The sequence below is a fragment of the Pseudomonas sp. DWP2-2 genome (assembly GCF_049897065.1).
Taxonomy (GTDB): Bacteria; Pseudomonadota; Gammaproteobacteria; order Pseudomonadales; family Pseudomonadaceae; genus Aquipseudomonas; species Aquipseudomonas paracarnis.
The window spans coordinates 97,697-112,380 of sequence record NZ_JAFCVN010000005.1 but is presented as its reverse complement, the minus strand read 5'-3'; the positions used below and the strand labels follow the sequence as shown (position 1 = coordinate 112,380).

The 14,684-nt window shown below is 61.7% G+C and carries 17 protein-coding genes; 6 read left to right on the top strand and 11 right to left on the bottom strand.

The annotated features are described in order from the left end of the window. Positions 1-27: 27 nt before the first annotated feature. From ACP7CZ_RS13195 to ACP7CZ_RS13185, 3 genes are read right to left on the bottom strand one after another with little or no spacing between them, the layout of a single operon-like run. Positions 28-615 carry a YggT family protein gene (locus tag ACP7CZ_RS13195; RefSeq protein WP_054897579.1) on the bottom strand — a complete coding sequence of 196 codons (588 nt, stop codon included), beginning with the start codon at positions 613-615 and terminating at the stop codon, positions 28-30. A 25-nt stretch (positions 616-640) separates the two neighbouring features. Then, positions 641-1,459 (bottom strand): pyrroline-5-carboxylate reductase, encoded by an 819-nt coding sequence (gene proC, locus ACP7CZ_RS13190; RefSeq protein WP_294195638.1) that lies wholly within the window; start codon positions 1,457-1,459, stop codon positions 641-643. A gap of 34 nt (positions 1,460-1,493) precedes the next feature. Then, on the bottom strand, positions 1,494-2,180 hold the full coding sequence (locus ACP7CZ_RS13185; protein ID WP_054916915.1) for a YggS family pyridoxal phosphate-dependent enzyme: 687 nt from the start codon (positions 2,178-2,180) through the stop codon (positions 1,494-1,496). Between the two features lie 57 nt (positions 2,181-2,237). Between ACP7CZ_RS13185 and ACP7CZ_RS13180 the strand changes: the two genes are divergently transcribed. Further along, positions 2,238-3,272 carry a type IV pilus twitching motility protein PilT gene (locus tag ACP7CZ_RS13180; RefSeq protein WP_054916912.1) on the top strand — a complete coding sequence of 345 codons (1,035 nt, stop codon included), beginning with the start codon at positions 2,238-2,240 and terminating at the stop codon, positions 3,270-3,272. 146 nt (positions 3,273-3,418) lie between these two features. On the opposite strand, the gene ACP7CZ_RS13175 is transcribed toward ACP7CZ_RS13180, so the two are convergent. Beyond that, positions 3,419-4,057: a C40 family peptidase gene (locus ACP7CZ_RS13175; RefSeq protein ID WP_034128941.1), complete on the bottom strand. Its 639-nt coding sequence runs from the start codon at positions 4,055-4,057 to the stop codon at positions 3,419-3,421. Between the two features lie 249 nt (positions 4,058-4,306). On the opposite strand from ACP7CZ_RS13175, the gene ACP7CZ_RS13170 reads away from it, so the two are divergent. Beyond that, positions 4,307-4,735 (top strand): NINE protein, encoded by a 429-nt coding sequence (locus ACP7CZ_RS13170; protein WP_054897575.1) that lies wholly within the window; start codon positions 4,307-4,309, stop codon positions 4,733-4,735. 125 nt (positions 4,736-4,860) lie between these two features. Here the strand turns inward: ACP7CZ_RS13170 and ACP7CZ_RS13165 are convergent, their stop codons facing one another. The 7 genes from ACP7CZ_RS13165 to gshB all read right to left on the bottom strand — a co-directional run bounded on the left by ACP7CZ_RS13165 (position 4,861) and on the right by gshB (position 10,913). Further along, positions 4,861-6,132 (bottom strand): dihydroorotase, encoded by a 1,272-nt coding sequence (locus ACP7CZ_RS13165; RefSeq protein ID WP_294195644.1) that lies wholly within the window; start codon positions 6,130-6,132, stop codon positions 4,861-4,863. Then, positions 6,129-7,133: an aspartate carbamoyltransferase catalytic subunit gene (locus tag ACP7CZ_RS13160; protein ID WP_034128938.1), complete on the bottom strand. Its 1,005-nt coding sequence runs from the start codon at positions 7,131-7,133 to the stop codon at positions 6,129-6,131. The genes ACP7CZ_RS13165 and ACP7CZ_RS13160 overlap by 4 nt, the downstream gene beginning before the upstream one ends. A gap of 24 nt (positions 7,134-7,157) precedes the next feature. Continuing rightward, positions 7,158-7,664, bottom strand: coding sequence for a bifunctional pyr operon transcriptional regulator/uracil phosphoribosyltransferase PyrR (pyrR, locus tag ACP7CZ_RS13155; protein ID WP_019817751.1), 507 nt, complete (start codon positions 7,662-7,664; stop codon positions 7,158-7,160). Positions 7,665-7,796: 132 nt separating this feature from the next. Continuing rightward, a complete protein-coding gene (gene ruvX, locus ACP7CZ_RS13150; protein ID WP_003195067.1) occupies positions 7,797-8,234 on the bottom strand; it encodes a Holliday junction resolvase RuvX in 438 nt (145 codons plus the stop codon). After that, positions 8,234-8,803: a YqgE/AlgH family protein gene (locus tag ACP7CZ_RS13145; RefSeq protein WP_017139445.1), complete on the bottom strand. Its 570-nt coding sequence runs from the start codon at positions 8,801-8,803 to the stop codon at positions 8,234-8,236. Before ACP7CZ_RS13145 ends, ruvX begins: the two co-directional genes overlap by 1 nt. A 173-nt stretch (positions 8,804-8,976) precedes the next feature. Beyond that, positions 8,977-9,882, bottom strand: coding sequence for an energy transducer TonB (locus ACP7CZ_RS13140; RefSeq protein WP_034128937.1), 906 nt, complete (start codon positions 9,880-9,882; stop codon positions 8,977-8,979). Between the two features lie 77 nt (positions 9,883-9,959). Then, complete coding sequence (gene gshB / locus ACP7CZ_RS13135) at positions 9,960-10,913, bottom strand: glutathione synthase (protein WP_054897572.1); 954 nt, start codon at positions 10,911-10,913, stop codon at positions 9,960-9,962. Positions 10,914-11,151: 238 nt separating this feature from the next. Here gshB and pilG point away from each other — a divergent pair, with 238 nt between their 5' ends. From pilG to ACP7CZ_RS13115, 4 genes are read left to right on the top strand one after another with little or no spacing between them, the layout of a single operon-like run. Further along, on the top strand, positions 11,152-11,559 hold the full coding sequence (pilG, locus tag ACP7CZ_RS13130) for a twitching motility response regulator PilG (RefSeq protein ID WP_014720321.1): 408 nt from the start codon (positions 11,152-11,154) through the stop codon (positions 11,557-11,559). Positions 11,560-11,605: 46 nt separating this feature from the next. Next, positions 11,606-11,971 (top strand): twitching motility response regulator PilH, encoded by a 366-nt coding sequence (gene pilH / locus ACP7CZ_RS13125; RefSeq protein WP_014720320.1) that lies wholly within the window; start codon positions 11,606-11,608, stop codon positions 11,969-11,971. A gap of 11 nt (positions 11,972-11,982) precedes the next feature. Then, a complete protein-coding gene (locus ACP7CZ_RS13120; RefSeq protein WP_034128935.1) occupies positions 11,983-12,507 on the top strand; it encodes a chemotaxis protein CheW in 525 nt (174 codons plus the stop codon). Further along, complete coding sequence (locus ACP7CZ_RS13115) at positions 12,504-14,555, top strand: methyl-accepting chemotaxis protein (protein WP_034128934.1); 2,052 nt, start codon at positions 12,504-12,506, stop codon at positions 14,553-14,555. The genes ACP7CZ_RS13120 and ACP7CZ_RS13115 overlap by 4 nt, the downstream gene beginning before the upstream one ends. The last annotated feature ends 129 nt before the right edge of the window (positions 14,556-14,684 follow it).

Genomic DNA, 14,684 nt, shown 5'->3' with positions numbered 1-14,684 from the left:
ACGCAGAGCGTGGGAACGATCTATCGGTCAGATCAGGCCAAACAACTCTTTTGGCATGTAGGCAAAGTACGCCAGGCGTGGAATCACCCAGCTCTGCAGCAGCTGAATCACGATAAACGCAAAGATCGGCGAGATATCCAGGCCACCCAGGTTCGGGATCAGGCGACGGAAGGGTGCCAGCACCGGTTCGGTGATCTGAGCCACCAATTCGGCGCCCGGGCTACGGCTGCCTGGCGCGACCCACGAAAGAATCACGCTGATGATCATCGACCAGAAAATGATCTTCAGGAACAGCGAGAAAATACCGATCAGGCCCCATGGCAACAGCAATACGGTGAACGCCTGGTAGCCGTTGAGCATCAGGATCACCACGAACAGCAGGATCTGCAGCAGCAATGCCAGCACCAGCGACGACATGTCCAGGCCGAACAGGCTCGGGATCACCCGGCGCAGCGGCTTGAGCAGCGGTTGGGTGGCCTTCACCACGAATTGGCACAGCGGGTTGTAGAAGTTCGCACGCACCAGTTGCAGGATAAAGCGCATCAGCACGATCAGCAGGTACAGGCTGCCCAGGGTCTGGATGATGAAAACGGCAGCGTCATTGATTCCGAGCATGTTTGATTACCTTGGTAAGGGACGACTATTTGCCCAGTTGCTCAGCCATCTCGGCCGAACGATGTGCGGCGGCACCCAGTGCTGTTTCCACCAGGGCTTCAAAGCCCCCGGCCTGGAACGACTCGATAGCCGCTTGTGTGGTACCACCTGGCGAGGTGACGCGACGGCGCAGTTCGGCGGCATCCACCTCGCTGCCGACCGCCATTTTCGCGGCGCCCAGGGCGGTTTGTTCCGCCAGTTGCTCGGCCACGTCGTGGGGCAGGCCCAGCTTGACGCCGGCGGCCGTCATGGCCTCGATCAACAGGAAGAAATAGGCCGGGCCGCTGCCGGAGACGGCGGTGACCGCGTCCAGTTGCTGTTCCTGCTCGAGCCACACGGCGATGCCCACCGCAGACAGCAGTTCCTGGGCCTGGTCACGTTGCTGCGCGGTGACTTCGCCAGTGGCATACAAACCGCTGACGCCCTGGCGCAGCAGCGCCGGGGTGTTGGGCATGCAGCGCACGATGGGCTGGGCGCCGAGCCAGTTGGTCATGCTGGCGCAGGTGATGCCAGCGGCAATCGACACCACCAGTTGGTGAGGTTGCAGGCTCGGGCGCAGGCTCTCGCACACGGCCTTCATGGCCTGGGGCTTGACCGCCAGCACGATCACATCGACGCCGTGGATGGCCTCGGCGTTATCGGCGAAGGTCTGGATACCGTGTTCGGCGCTGACGCGCTCGCGGGTCTCGGCGCCCGGGTCGCTGGCGTGGATCTGCGCGGCGTCCAGGCCCTTGGCCCGCAGGCCACCGATCAGGCTGGCCGCCATGTTACCGGCGCCGATAAAGGCAATACGCGTGTTGCTCATGACAGGTCCTTATTTTCGAGGGATGTCAGCCATTTCACGGCTGGCCGTAGTCGCGGGCGCCAAACAGGGCGGTACCGATCCGCACCCAGGTGGCGCCTTGGGCAATGGCCGACTCAAGGTCATGGCTCATGCCCATGGAAAGTGTGTCCAGCGGCAGGTTCAAGCTGGCTTGCAGGTCGCGCACTGTGGCAAACGCCGCATCCTGCTCCGCCCGGTCTTCAGTCGGCTCGGGAATTGCCATCAAACCCCGCAGCTTCAAGCGCGGCAGGGCGCTGATCGCCGTGGCCAGGGCCGGCAGGTCGGCGGGTGTGCAGCCGGACTTGCTGGCTTCGCCACTGACATTGACCTGAATGCAGATATTGAGCGGCGGCAGGTCGGTCGGGCGTTGTTCGGACAGGCGTTGTGCGATTTTCAGGCGGTCCACGGAATGCACCCAAGCGAAGTTCTCGGCGATGGCGCGAGTCTTGTTCGATTGAATGGGGCCGATGAAGTGCCAACTCAAGGGCAGGTCGGTCAAATCCGCCTGTTTGCCCAAGGCTTCCTGCAGGTAGTTTTCCCCAAAGTCGTGCAGCCCGGCGGCATAGGCGTCGCGTACCGCCTGCGCGGGTTTGGTCTTGCTCACGGCCAGCAGGTGGATGCTGCTTGCGTCACGTTGCACGGCGGCGGCTGCGGCGCGGATGCGCTGGATAACCAGGCCGATGTTGTCTGCTATCGTCGACATTCAAGATGCGCCCGTGGATATGGAGTCCGCGGCATTCTACTGGAAATGGAAAGCCCTATGGATATCACGCAATTGCTGACGGCCAGCGTAAGCCGAGGCGCCTCAGACCTGCATCTGTCAGCCGGCCTGGCACCGATGCTGCGCATTGATGGCGAGGTTTGGCCGCTGGATGGGCCAGCGCTGAACGCTACCCAAGTGGTCGACTTATTGAGCCCTTTGCTGAATAAACATCAACAAAAGGATTTCGAAACATCTCTTGAAACGGATTTTGCCTTCGAATTGCCAGGCGTCGCCCGGTTCCGGGCGAACGTGTTCCGCCAGGATCGCGGCGTGGGTGCGGTGTTCCGGGCTATTGCGACTGAGGTCCAAAGCCTGGAGGACCTGGGACTGGGCGAGGTGTTCCAGCGTATCGCCCGCCTTCCTCGTGGCCTGGTGCTGGTGACCGGGCCCACCGGCTCGGGCAAGTCTACGACCCTGGCGGCGATGATCGACGACCTCAACCGGCATCGACGCCAGCATATCCTCACGCTGGAAGACCCCATCGAGTTTATCCACAGGCCGAAACTGGCGCTGGTCAACCAGCGCCAGGTGCATCGCGACACTCACAGTTTCTCGGTGGCCCTGCGTTCAGCCCTGCGGGAAGACCCGGATGTGATCCTGGTGGGTGAATTGCGCGATCTGGAAACCATCCGCCTTGCGCTGACGGCGGCAGAGACCGGGCACCTGGTGTTCGGCACCCTGCACACCTCGTCGGCGGCAAAGACAGTGGACCGGCTGGTAGACGTCTTCCCGGCCGGGGAGAAGGCCATGGTCCGCTCGATGCTGTCGGAGTCGTTGCAGGCGGTGGTGTCTCAGGTGCTGGTGAAGAAGGTGGGCGGTGGGCGCGTGGCCGCTCATGAAATCATGCTGGGCACCCCGGCAATTCGTAACTTGATTCGCGAAGACAAGGTGGCGCAGATGGTTTCGGCTATCCAGACGGGAGGGGCGTTGGGGATGAAGACCCTGGATATGAGTTTGAAGGCGTTGGTCGGCTCGGGGCTGGTCAGTCGGGAAGAGGCCCGGGAGAAGGCGAGGGTACCGGCAGATATCTAGAACACACAGATGCACAATGTGGGAGCTGGCTTGCCTGCGATAGCGGACTGTCAGGCACTCTCTGCCAACTGACACACCGTCATCGCAGGCAAGCCAGCTCCCACATTTGATTGCATTTCAAATGGGGAGCTTCAGTAGCGCCTTGCTTAGCGCTGCACGATCCGCAGGTTGTTGTTCTGCTCTTTAGGCAGTACCCGCTTGGCAATCACGTAGTTCTTGTCCCAGAACGGCTTTTTCAGTGTGTCGATGCTCACCGACTTGCCACGGCGCGGTGCGTGGATAAAGCGGTCGTTGCCCAGGTAGATGGCGACATGATTGACCTGGCGGCTCTTGAGTTTGAAAAACAACAGGTCGCCCGGTTTCAGGTCTTTACGGTCCACCTTCAACCCATGACCGGCCGCCATGGCGTTGGAAGTGCGTGGCAGGTCCACCGCTTTTACATCGTTAAATGCATATTTCACCAGGCCGCTGCAGTCGAACCCTTTACTTGGGCTGCTGCCGCCCCAACGATAAGGTGTACCGAGCACGTTGACGGCACGGCTCAAGACGTTGCTGCTTTGCTTGGTGTTCACGGCCAACTGGGTGGAAAGCGCTTTGCCGTGGGCCTTGCTCAGTTGAGTCGGGCGGCTGACGGTCGGCTTTGCCGATTTGGCAGTGCTGGGCGTGCTATGGACTTTAGGGGTGAAACCGTTAACGTTCGGAAGTCGTTGCTCACGATTGGTGGCGTGGGCGGCCAGTGGCATTAATAGGCAAATGGTTAGCCATGTCTTGAAAAATGGTCGCATTAGGCGTGGCTCTTATGGGTTTGCGCGCAACTTTATAACAGCTTTTTGTGCTGTTCTCAGCCCGTTTGTCGACTGAACCTTGGGGTCAAATTCAGGAAAAACGCGACGATTCGCCGCAATTGTCCTACACAAGTCAGGCGCTACAAGGCTTTGAGGGCAGGACGATACCATTTGCCGTACGTCGGGCGCCCGTAAAAAAGTCACAAAGAAAATGAAAAAATTTATCTATCGAAGCAAAAGAGGTCCTTCATGAACACCTATCAACAGGTTGCTCAGCAGCAAGACACCCACAGCAAGGCGATTGGTTACCTGCTGTGGATTTTCGGTTTTACCGGGGCTCATCGCTTTTATTACGGCAAGCCTGTGACGGGCACGATCTGGTTTTTCACCTTCGGCTTGTTCGGCATTGGCTGGTTGATCGACTTGTTCCTGATCCCGGCCATGGACCGTGAAGCCGACCTGCGGTTTACCGCAGGGCCGATTGAATACAGCGTGGCGTGGATTCTGTTGGCGTTCCTGGGGGTGTTTGGTGTGCACCGTATGTACCAGGGCAAATGGATCACCGGCCTGATCTACCTGCTGACCGGCGGTTTGTTCCTGATCGGGGTGCTGTATGACTTCTGGACGCTGAACACGCAGATCTCGATCCGCAATGCCGAGCGCAACAGCGGGCGCTGAGCACTGATCGTTCCCACGCTCCGCGTGGGAATGCAGCCCAGGACGCTTCGCGTCCACCTTTGGAGTGCTGACGCAGAGCGTCACAGGATGCGTTCCCACGCAGAGCGTGGGAACGAGCTTGCGCGTCAAGCCTGGTAGCTGATCCGCCCATCCATCAAGGTATACCGCACCGTCGCCGGCAGGCTGTGGCCGATGAACGGGCAGTTTTCGCCCTTGGACAACCAACGCTCACCAGCCACCGTCGAGCTTGCCAGGTCGAACAGCACCAGGTCCGCCGGTGAACCCACCGACAACTGGCCCGCCGGCAAGCGCAGGGCCTCGGCCGGGCCGGCGCTCAGGCGTGCCAGCAGTGTCGGAAGGTCCAGCAAGCCGTCTTCCACCAGCGTCATCGCCAGTGGCAACAACAACTCCACGCTGCTGATGCCTGGCTCGGTCGCGCCAAACGGTGCCAGCTTGGCGTCTCGCTCGTGAGGTTGGTGATGGCTGGAAATCGCCGACACCACACCCGACTTCACCGCCGCACGCAAACCGTCACGGTCAGCCTTGGTGCGCAGCGGGGGCTGTACGTGGTACAGGCTGGAGAAGTCGATCAGCGCCTCATCCGTCAGGATCAGTTGGTACAGGGCGACATCCGCGGTGACCCGCAAGCCACGGGCCTGGGCCTGGGCGATCAGAGCCACGCCCCGGGCGCTGGTCAACTGGCTGAAATGCGCACGCACGCCGCTTTGTTCCACCAGCAACAGGTCACGGGCGAGGGCCACGGTTTCTGCTGTTTCCGGAATGCCCGGCAGGCCGAGGAAGCTGGCCACTGCGCCTTCGTGGGCCAGGCCGCCTTCGGCCAGGTCGCGGTCCTGGGAATGGAAGATCACCGTCAAGTCGAAGGTGGCCGCGTATTCCAGGGCGCGGCACAAGGTGCGCGTGCTGCGAAAGCTTTCCAGGCCGTTGCCGAAGGCCACGCAACCGGCGTCACGCAGAGCGATCAATTCGGCGAGTTGTTCGCCATCCAGGCCCTTGCTCAAGGCACCAATGGGAAACACTTTGCAGTTGCCGGCTTCGCGGGCGCGGTCGAGGATCAGCTCGGTCACGGCCGACGTGTCCAGCACCGGCTTGGTGTTGGGCGGGCAACACAGGCTGGTCACGCCACCGGCTGCCGCGGCCTGGGTTTCGCTGGCGATATTGCCTTTGCGGCTGTAGCCCGGTTCACGCAGGGCGACATTCAGGTCCACCAGCCCAGGCGCGGCCACCAGGCCCTTGGCATCGATGCTCTGGCCGGCGTTGAAGCCTGCGGGGGCGGCGCCCATGGCGACGATCTTGCCGGCGTCCAGGTGTAGATCGGTAACTTGGTCCAGGCCACTGGCCGGGTCGATGACCCGGGCGCCGAGAATGCTGAGCTTCACTGGGCCTGCTCCTGCTCGAATTGACGTTGCGCGGTTTGCCCGCTCATGGCCATGGACAGCACGGCCATGCGCACGGCGATGCCGTAGGTCACTTGGTTGAGAATCACCGACTGCGGGCCATCGGCCACCGCCGACTCAATTTCCACGCCGCGGTTGATCGGCCCCGGGTGCATCACGATTGCATCCGGCTTGGCCATGGCCAGGCGTGCGGTGGTCAGGCCGAACAGGCGGTAGAACTCACCTTCGCTGGGCAACAAGCCCCCGGCCATGCGCTCGCGTTGCAGGCGCAGCATGATCACTACGTCCACATCCTTGAGGCCCTCGGCCATGTCGGTGTAGACCTTCACGCCATACTGTTCGATGCCGATTGGCAACAGGGTCTTGGGCGCGATCACGCGGATATCCGGGCAACCCAGGGCCTTGAGAGCCAGCATGTTCGAACGTGCAACCCGCGAATGCAGGATGTCGCCGACGATGGCTACCGAGAGGTTTTCAAAGCTGCCCTTGTGCCGACGAATGGTGAGCATGTCGAGCATGCCCTGGGTCGGGTGCGCGTGACGGCCGTCGCCGCCATTGATGATCGCCACGTTCGGGCACACATGCTCGGCGATGAAATGCGCAGCGCCGGAGTCGCCGTGGCGTACCACGAACATGTCGGCTGCCATGGCTTCCAGGTTGCGCAGGGTATCGAGCAGGGTTTCGCCCTTGCTCGCCGACGAGGTGGACACGTTCAACGTGATCACATCGGCCGACAGCCGCTGGGCCGCCAGTTCAAAGGTGGTGCGGGTGCGGGTGGAGTTCTCGAAGAACACGTTGCAGATGGTTTTACCGCGCAACAGCGGGACTTTCTTCACTGCCCGGCCACCGACTTCCAGGAACGAATCGGCGGTGTCGAGGATTTCGGTGAGCAGTTCGCGGGGCAAACCGTCGAGGGACAAGAAGTGTTGCAACTGGCCCTGAGCATTGAGCTGCAGCGGGCGCTTGGCATCTAGAGGCGTCATCGCGGGGACTCTTTACAAGGCGGTTTAAAGGGCAAGGTCTTGCAGTTCGAGTTCGAGCGGCGTAGGACCGGACAATTTTACCCGCTGCTGGGGGGCAAGCGACAGGGTCGCGCCTACGACGTCCGGGCTGATCGGCAGTTCGCCGGCATCCAGGTCCAGCAGGCACACCAGGGTCACGCTGGCCGGGCGGCCATAGTCGAACAGTTCGTTCATGGCGGCGCGGATGGTGCGGCCGCTCATCAGCACGTCGTCGATCAGTACCAGGTGCTGGCCTTCGATCTCGAAGGGCAGGGCCGAAGGGCGCACTTGTGGATGCAGGCCGTTCTGGCTGAAATCGTCGCGGTAGAAGGACACGTCCAAGGTGCCCAGGGGCGAATCGCTGCCCAGTGCTTCCAGCAATGCCTGGGCCACCCACACGCCACCGGTGCGTATGCCGATAAAGCGCGGTTCGCTGATGGCACGGTGTTCCAGGTGCGCCTTGAGGCGTATCGCCATCTGGCTGATCAGTTCGGCAGGGTTCGGCAAGCTCATGGTGGCTCCTTATCAAGTGTGTAGGAGCGAGCTTGCTCGCGAAAAACTCATGGGCACCGCGTTCATCCAGTCTTCTCGCGGTATCGTTAACGTTCTTCGCGGGCAAGCCCGCTCCCACAGGATCGCGGCGGGTCAGGATTCAAATAAAGCGGTGTTTTCATCCAGCCAGCCCTGCAACAGCAAGGCCGCGGCGATGGCGTCTACCGGGTTGTCGCGGTAACTGCCCTTTTGCCCGCCACGGTCGCGGCGCTCCCCCTTGGCTTCGAAGGTGGTGAGGCGTTCGTCGTGGGTATAGAAGGGCAGGTTGTAGCGGCCATTGAGGCGGCGCGCGAACTTCTCGGCGCGCAGGCACATGTCACTGGGGGTGCCATCCATGTTCAGGGGCAGGCCGACCACCACCGCGTCAGGCTTCCACTCTTTAATCAGGGCTTCGACCTGGTTCCAGTCCGGCACGCCGTTCTGGGCCTTGAGGGTGCACAGCTCGCGGGCCTGGCCGGTGATGACCTGGCCAACCGCTACGCCGATCTGTTTGGTGCCGTAGTCAAAACCGAGGATCAGACGCAAGGCCATCAGGCGTGCCCCGCCTGGCTGGTCAGCAGGCTGAGGTTGACCCGCAGCTTGGCTGCTGCCGCTTCCAGGCGCAGTTCGCTGGCGGTGTTGAACAGGATGTCAGCGTCGAACGGGCAGGTCAGCCAGGCATTGCTGGCCAGTTCGGCCTCCAGTTGCCCGGCTTCCCAACCGGCGTAGCCCAGGGTGATCACACTTTGCTCAGGGCCGACGCCGTCGGCGATGGCGAACAGCACGTCCTGGGATGTGGACAATGACACACCCTCAAGGTCTACCGTGGCCTGGAACTTGGGCCCGGTGGGGTGCAGCACAAAACCGCGATCTGTCTGAACCGGCCCGCCGATGTAGATCGGTACGCCCTGGCAACGCGCCGGCGGGTCGATTTCCGGGCGCAGTTGCTCAAGGATATCGGCCAGGTTCAGCTCCTGCGGGCGGTTGACCACCAACCCCATGGCACCATTGGCCGTGTGCTCGACGATGTAGGTCAAGGTCTGCGCAAAGTTCGGGTCGGCCATATGGGGCATGGCGATCAGGAATTGGTGCTTGAGGTAGGTCGGGCTGACGTTTTTCATGTCCGCTAGTGTGGCGTTGGAGGGGCGAACTGACAAGTGCGGGCGCGAGCCTGGTCGCTGATCGTTCCCATGCTTTGCGTCGGAATGCATCCCGGGGCGCTCCGCGTCCCAAGAGCAGACGCAGAGCGTCCATGGCGGCATTCCCACGCGGAGCGTGGGAACGATCTGTGTGATCAGTTGCTGGACAACCGGTCGCCCTTGGCGAACCGCCAGGTGCGGATGATTTCCAGGCGGTCCACGTCGCTCAAGTCGCCGCTGAACGGCGCAAAGGGCGCGGCCAGGCGCACGATGCGTTGCGCAGCCTGGTCCAGCAGCGGCTGGCCGGAGGACTCCAGCACCTGCACCTCATACAGCGAGCCGTCACGGTTGATCGACACCAGCAAGCGCAAATTGCCATAAATCTGCTGGCGCCGCGCCTCGTCCGGGTAATTGAGGTTGCCGATGCGTTCGACTTTCTTGCGCCACTCGTCCTTATACCAGGCACCTTTATCGCGCATGGTTGAGGCGGCGTTCAGGCGGTAGATGCGCGGGCGCTTGGCATAAAGCTGTTGCTCATGGGCCAGTTCGGCTTCCAGGCTGGAAATTTCGTCGGATAACGTCGAGCTGTCGAACGTCGGCGCAGGTTTCACTGGCTCGGGCTTGGGTTCGGTCTTGGCCTTTTCGCGCTGGGTCGGGGCTTTTTGCGGTTTGGGCGCGACAGTGGTCACCGCGGCCTTGGGCGTGGCCTGCCTGACCTCAGGCTTGGGCGCTGGCGGCGGAGTGACCTTCTTGACCTGGTTGTCATGGAAGGGCGCTACCTCGGTGGTCTTGGGCACGGCTTTCTTGTCGAGGGTGCCGCTGCCCTGTTGGTTGTCCTGGGCGAGAAAGTCAGCCTTTTCGGGCTTCTTTTCGCTCTTGAACGTGGCGAGAGTGATTTCCAGTGTCTTGGTGATCTGCTTGGGTTCGACCAGGGTGAACCCCACACCCAGGAGCAGGGCGAGATGAATCAAGGCAGCGAGAAACAGGGTAAAACCGAGACGATCGGCCGGGCGCACGCCGCTGGGGGAGAATTCGGGGGGCAGATCGGACGGGAGTGTCATGACAAGAAAACCAACATCGCGCGTTTCACAGGTGGCGCATGATAACGCAATGTTGGTAGGTGTCCGGCTGTTCTATGTCACTTGGCTTGTAGCTTGCGTTCAATGGCGACCATCAGCATTTCACCGATGTTCGTGCCAAATGCGTTGTCGATCTCGCGAATACAGGTCGGGCTGGTGACGTTGATTTCAGTGAGGTTCTCGCCAATTACGTCTAGTCCGACAAATAGCAGACCTTTTTCCCGCAGGGTTGGACCGACTTGAGCGGCAATCCAGCGGTCTTTTTCTGATAACGGCCGCGCTTCACCGCGACCACCGGCGGCCAGGTTGCCACGGGTCTCGCCGGCTGCCGGGATGCGCGCCAGGCAATAATCCACCGGCTCGCCGTCAATCATCAGGATACGCTTGTCGCCATCCTTGATCGCCGGCAGATAGGCCTGGCCCATGATTTGCTGGGTGCCCAGGGCGGTCAGGGTTTCGAGGATCACCGACAGGTTCGGGTCGCCGGCGCGGTGACGGAAGATCGAGGTGCCGCCCATGCCGTCCAGCGGCTTGAGGATCACGTCGCCATGCTTGGCGGCGAATTCACGCAGTACATCGGCGCGGCGGCTGACCACGGTCGGTGGCGTGCACTGCGGGAACAGGGTGGCGAACAGTTTTTCATTACAGTCGCGCAGGCTTTGCGGCTTGTTGACGATCAACACGCCCGCGCGTTCGGCCTGCTCCAGCAGGTAGGTGGAGTACACAAATTCCATGTCGAACGGCGGATCCTTGCGCATCAGGATCACGTCGAGGTCGCTCAGCGGGCTGTCGATTTCGTCAGAAAGCTCGAACCACTTCTCGGGGTTGGCAAACACCTGCAGCGGGCGCATGCGTGCGCGGGCCTCTCCGTCACCCTGGTAAAGGTCGCGCTGCTCCATATAGAACAAGGTCCAGCCGCGGGCCTGGGCGGCCAGGAGCATGGCCAGCGAACTGTCCTTTTTATAGGAAATGCTGGCGATAGGGTCCATGACAATGCCGACGCGAACGCTCATGGGGATTTCCTCTAGCAAATTAGGGCGCATAAAAGTGGCGTCAGAGTGGCGCTGCGGCTGTTGTGGGTCAAGGAAAAACCACTGGGCGGGTGCCTCGATAGATTGCGCCAGGAGACTGTGCTAAAAAGGCTGGCACGGCGCAGCAGCCCTTGAATTCCAAGGCTTGCGGCGTTCATCCTGTGCAACATCAGGCAGTACACACCGAAAACCGATTCGCTGTGGCGATGGTAGAGCAGATATGGAACAGCATTCCAACGCCTTGAAGGTGATGGTAATCGACGATTCGAAAACGATCCGCCGCACCGCCGAGACGCTGTTGAAGAACATGGGGTGCGAGGTCATCACGGCGATCGACGGTTTCGACGCCCTGGCCCGTATTGTCGATCATCACCCGCACATTATCTTTGTCGACATCATGATGCCGCGCCTGGACGGCTACCAGACCTGCGCCCTGGTGAAGAACAACCCGGCGTTCAAGTCGATCCCGGTGATCATGTTGTCTTCCAAGGACGGCCTGTTCGACAAGGCCAAGGGGCGCATCGTGGGTGTCGATCAATTTTTGACCAAGCCTTTCAGCAAGGAAGAACTGCTGGGGGCGATCAAGGCCTATGTGCCTGGGTTCGCCGCAGTAGAACAAGCACACTGACGCCGCCTCACGAGGGCCGGCGCCGACCAATGTAGCGGGGAAAACCATGGCACGTGTTCTGATCGTCGACGATTCGCCGACCGAAATGTACAAACTCACCGGCATGCTGGAAAAGCATGGCCACCAGGTGCTCAAGGCCGAAAACGGCGCGGACGGCGTGGCCCTGGCCCGTCAGGAAAAGCCCGACGCGGTGCTGATGGATATCGTGATGCCCGGCCTCAACGGCTTCCAGGCCACGCGCCAGTTGTCCAAGGAGCCGGAAACCAACGGTATCCCGATCATCATCATCACCACCAAGGATCAGGAAACCGACAAGATCTGGGGCGCACGCCAGGGCGCCAAGGACTACCTGACCAAGCCTGTGGATGAAGAAACCCTGATTGCCACCCTGAACAAGGTGCTGGCCGGCTAAGGCTTGCGATCATGACCGAGTCGCAAACCGCCTTCGAGCTGCTGCTGGACATCGACCGCCGCTGCCGCTTGCTGGCCGCGGACCTGCCGTCCCAGGAAACGCGCCTGCAACGCTGGAGCGGCATCGCTTTCCGCATAGGGCCAAACGCCTACGTGGCGCCCATGGGCGAAGTCGCCGAGGTGTTGCATGAGCCACGTTGCACCTTGATGCCGGGGGTCAAGCCCTGGGTCAAGGGCGTGGCCAACCTGCGCGGGCGCTTGCTTCCGGTGATGGACCTGGGCGGTTTCCTGGGCCTTGAGTTGTCCAGGGCGCGCAAGCAACGGCGGGTGCTGGTGGTGGAGTTCAACGACCTGTTTGTCGGGCTGCTGGTAGATGAGGTGGTAGGCATGCAGCATTTCCCATTGGATGCCTGGGTGGCGAGCGCTGCCTCGAGCGCGCCGTTTATTCAGGGCCAGTTCGACGGCGACCCGCCGTGGCAAGTCTTCAGCCCCTTCGCCCTGGCCCAGGCCCCTGGCTTCATGGATGTTGCCGCATGAGCACCGCTACCACGCCCAAACCCCAGGCCGCTTCGCGCAGCCGTTCGCAGATCATCGTGCTGTTTATCGCCTTGATCGTGTTCATCATGCTGCTGTTCGCCAACTTCGCGTACCTCAACACCCAGTCCACTTACGATAAGCAGTACATCGGCCACGCCGGTGAGCTGCGCGTGCTGTCCCAGCGCATTGCCAAGAACGCCACCGAGGCCGCTGCCGGGAAAGCGGCGGCGTTCAAGCTGCTGGGCGATGCGCGCAACGATTTTGCCCAGCGCTGGGGCTACCTGAAAAAAGGTGACCCGCAAACCGGCTTACCGGCGGCGCCCAGTGCGGTGCGCGCCGAAATGCGGGCGGTGCAGACCGACTGGGAGGCGTTGCTGAAAAACACCGACGCCATCCTGGCCAGCGAGCAGACCGTGTTGTCGTTGCACCAGGTGGCGGCGACCCTGGCCGAAACCGTACCGCAACTGCAGATCGAGTCGGAAAAAGTCGTGGATATCCTGCTGCAACGCGGCGCCCCGGCCAGCCAGGTAGCCTTGGCCCAACGCCAGTCGCTGCTGGCCGAACGTATCCTGGGGGCGGTCAACACGGTGCTGGCGGGGGATGAAACCGCCGGGCAGGCCGCCGATGCCTTCGGTCGCGATGCCAACCGTTTTGGCGTGGTGCTCAATGGCATGCTCAACGGCAACCCGGGGCTGCGTATCACCCAGGTCGAAGACCCGGATGCCCGGGCGCGGCTGGCGGACATCGCCGAGCTGTTCGAATTTGTCTCCGGCTCCGTGGATGAAATTCTCGAGACCTCGCCGCAGTTGTTCCAGGTGCGCGCCTCGGCGAGCAATATTTTCAACCTGTCGCAAACCCTGCTCGATGAAGCCTCGCACCTGGCCACGGGTTTTGAAAACCTCGCCAGCGGGCGCAGCTTCGACACCATCGGCGGTTACGTGCTGGGCTTGCTGGCGCTGGCCTCGATCATCCTGATCGGCCTGGTCATGGTGCGCGAGACCAACCGCCAACTGCATGAAACCGCGCAGAAGAACGAGCGCAACCAGAACGCGATCATGCGCCTGCTGGATGAAATCGAAGACCTGGCTGACGGCGACCTCACCGTCACCGCCTCGGTCACCGAAGACTTCACCGGCACCATCGCAGACTCCATCAATTATTCCGTGGACCAACTGCGCGACCTGGTCGCCACCATCAACCTCACTGCCGGGCAGGTCGCCGGTGCCGTGCAGGACACCCAGGCCACCGCCATGCACCTGGCCCAGGCGTCGGAGCATCAGGCCCAGCAGATTGCCGAAGCGTCCACGGCGATCAACCAGATGGCGCAGTCCATCGACCAGGTGTCGGCCAACGCGGCCGAATCCTCGGCGGTAGCTGAACGTTCGGTAGAGATCGCCAACAAAGGCAACGAGGTGGTGCACAACACCATCCACGGCATGGACAACATTCGCGAGCAGATCCAGGACACCGCCAAGCGCATCAAGCGTTTGGGCGAGTCGTCCCAGGAAATTGGAGACATCATCAGCCTGATCGACGATATCGCCGACCAGACCAATATCCTCGCCCTCAATGCCGCGATCCAGGCCAGCATGGCCGGTGACGCCGGGCGCGGTTTTGCGGTGGTGGCCGATGAAGTGCAACGGTTGGCCGAACGCTCCTCGGCGGCCACCCGGCAGATCGAAACCCTGGTACGCACCATCCAGGCCGACACCAACGAAGCGGTGATCTCCATGGAACAGACCACCACGGAAGTGGTGCGCGGCGCGCGCCTGGCCCAGGACGCCGGGGTGGCGCTGGAAGAGATCGAAGGCGTGTCCAAAACCCTGGCGGCGCTGATCCAGAGTATTTCCAACGCGGCGCAGCAACAGACCTCATCGGCGGGGCAGATTTCCCTGACCATGAACGTGATCCAGCAGATCACCACCCAGACGTCGTCGGGTTCCACCGCCACCGCCGAAAGCATTGGTAACCTGGCGAAGATGGCCAGCCAGTTGCGCAGGTCGGTATCGGGTTTCACCTTGCCGCCGCCCAAGCAGGTCGATGATTGAAATACGACCTGAAGAACACCACAGTCCAACTGTGGCAGCTGGCTTGCCTGCGATAGCGGTCTGTCAGATACAGAAATAGTGCTGACCCACCGCTATCGCAGGCAAGCCAGCTCCCACATTGGATCTCCA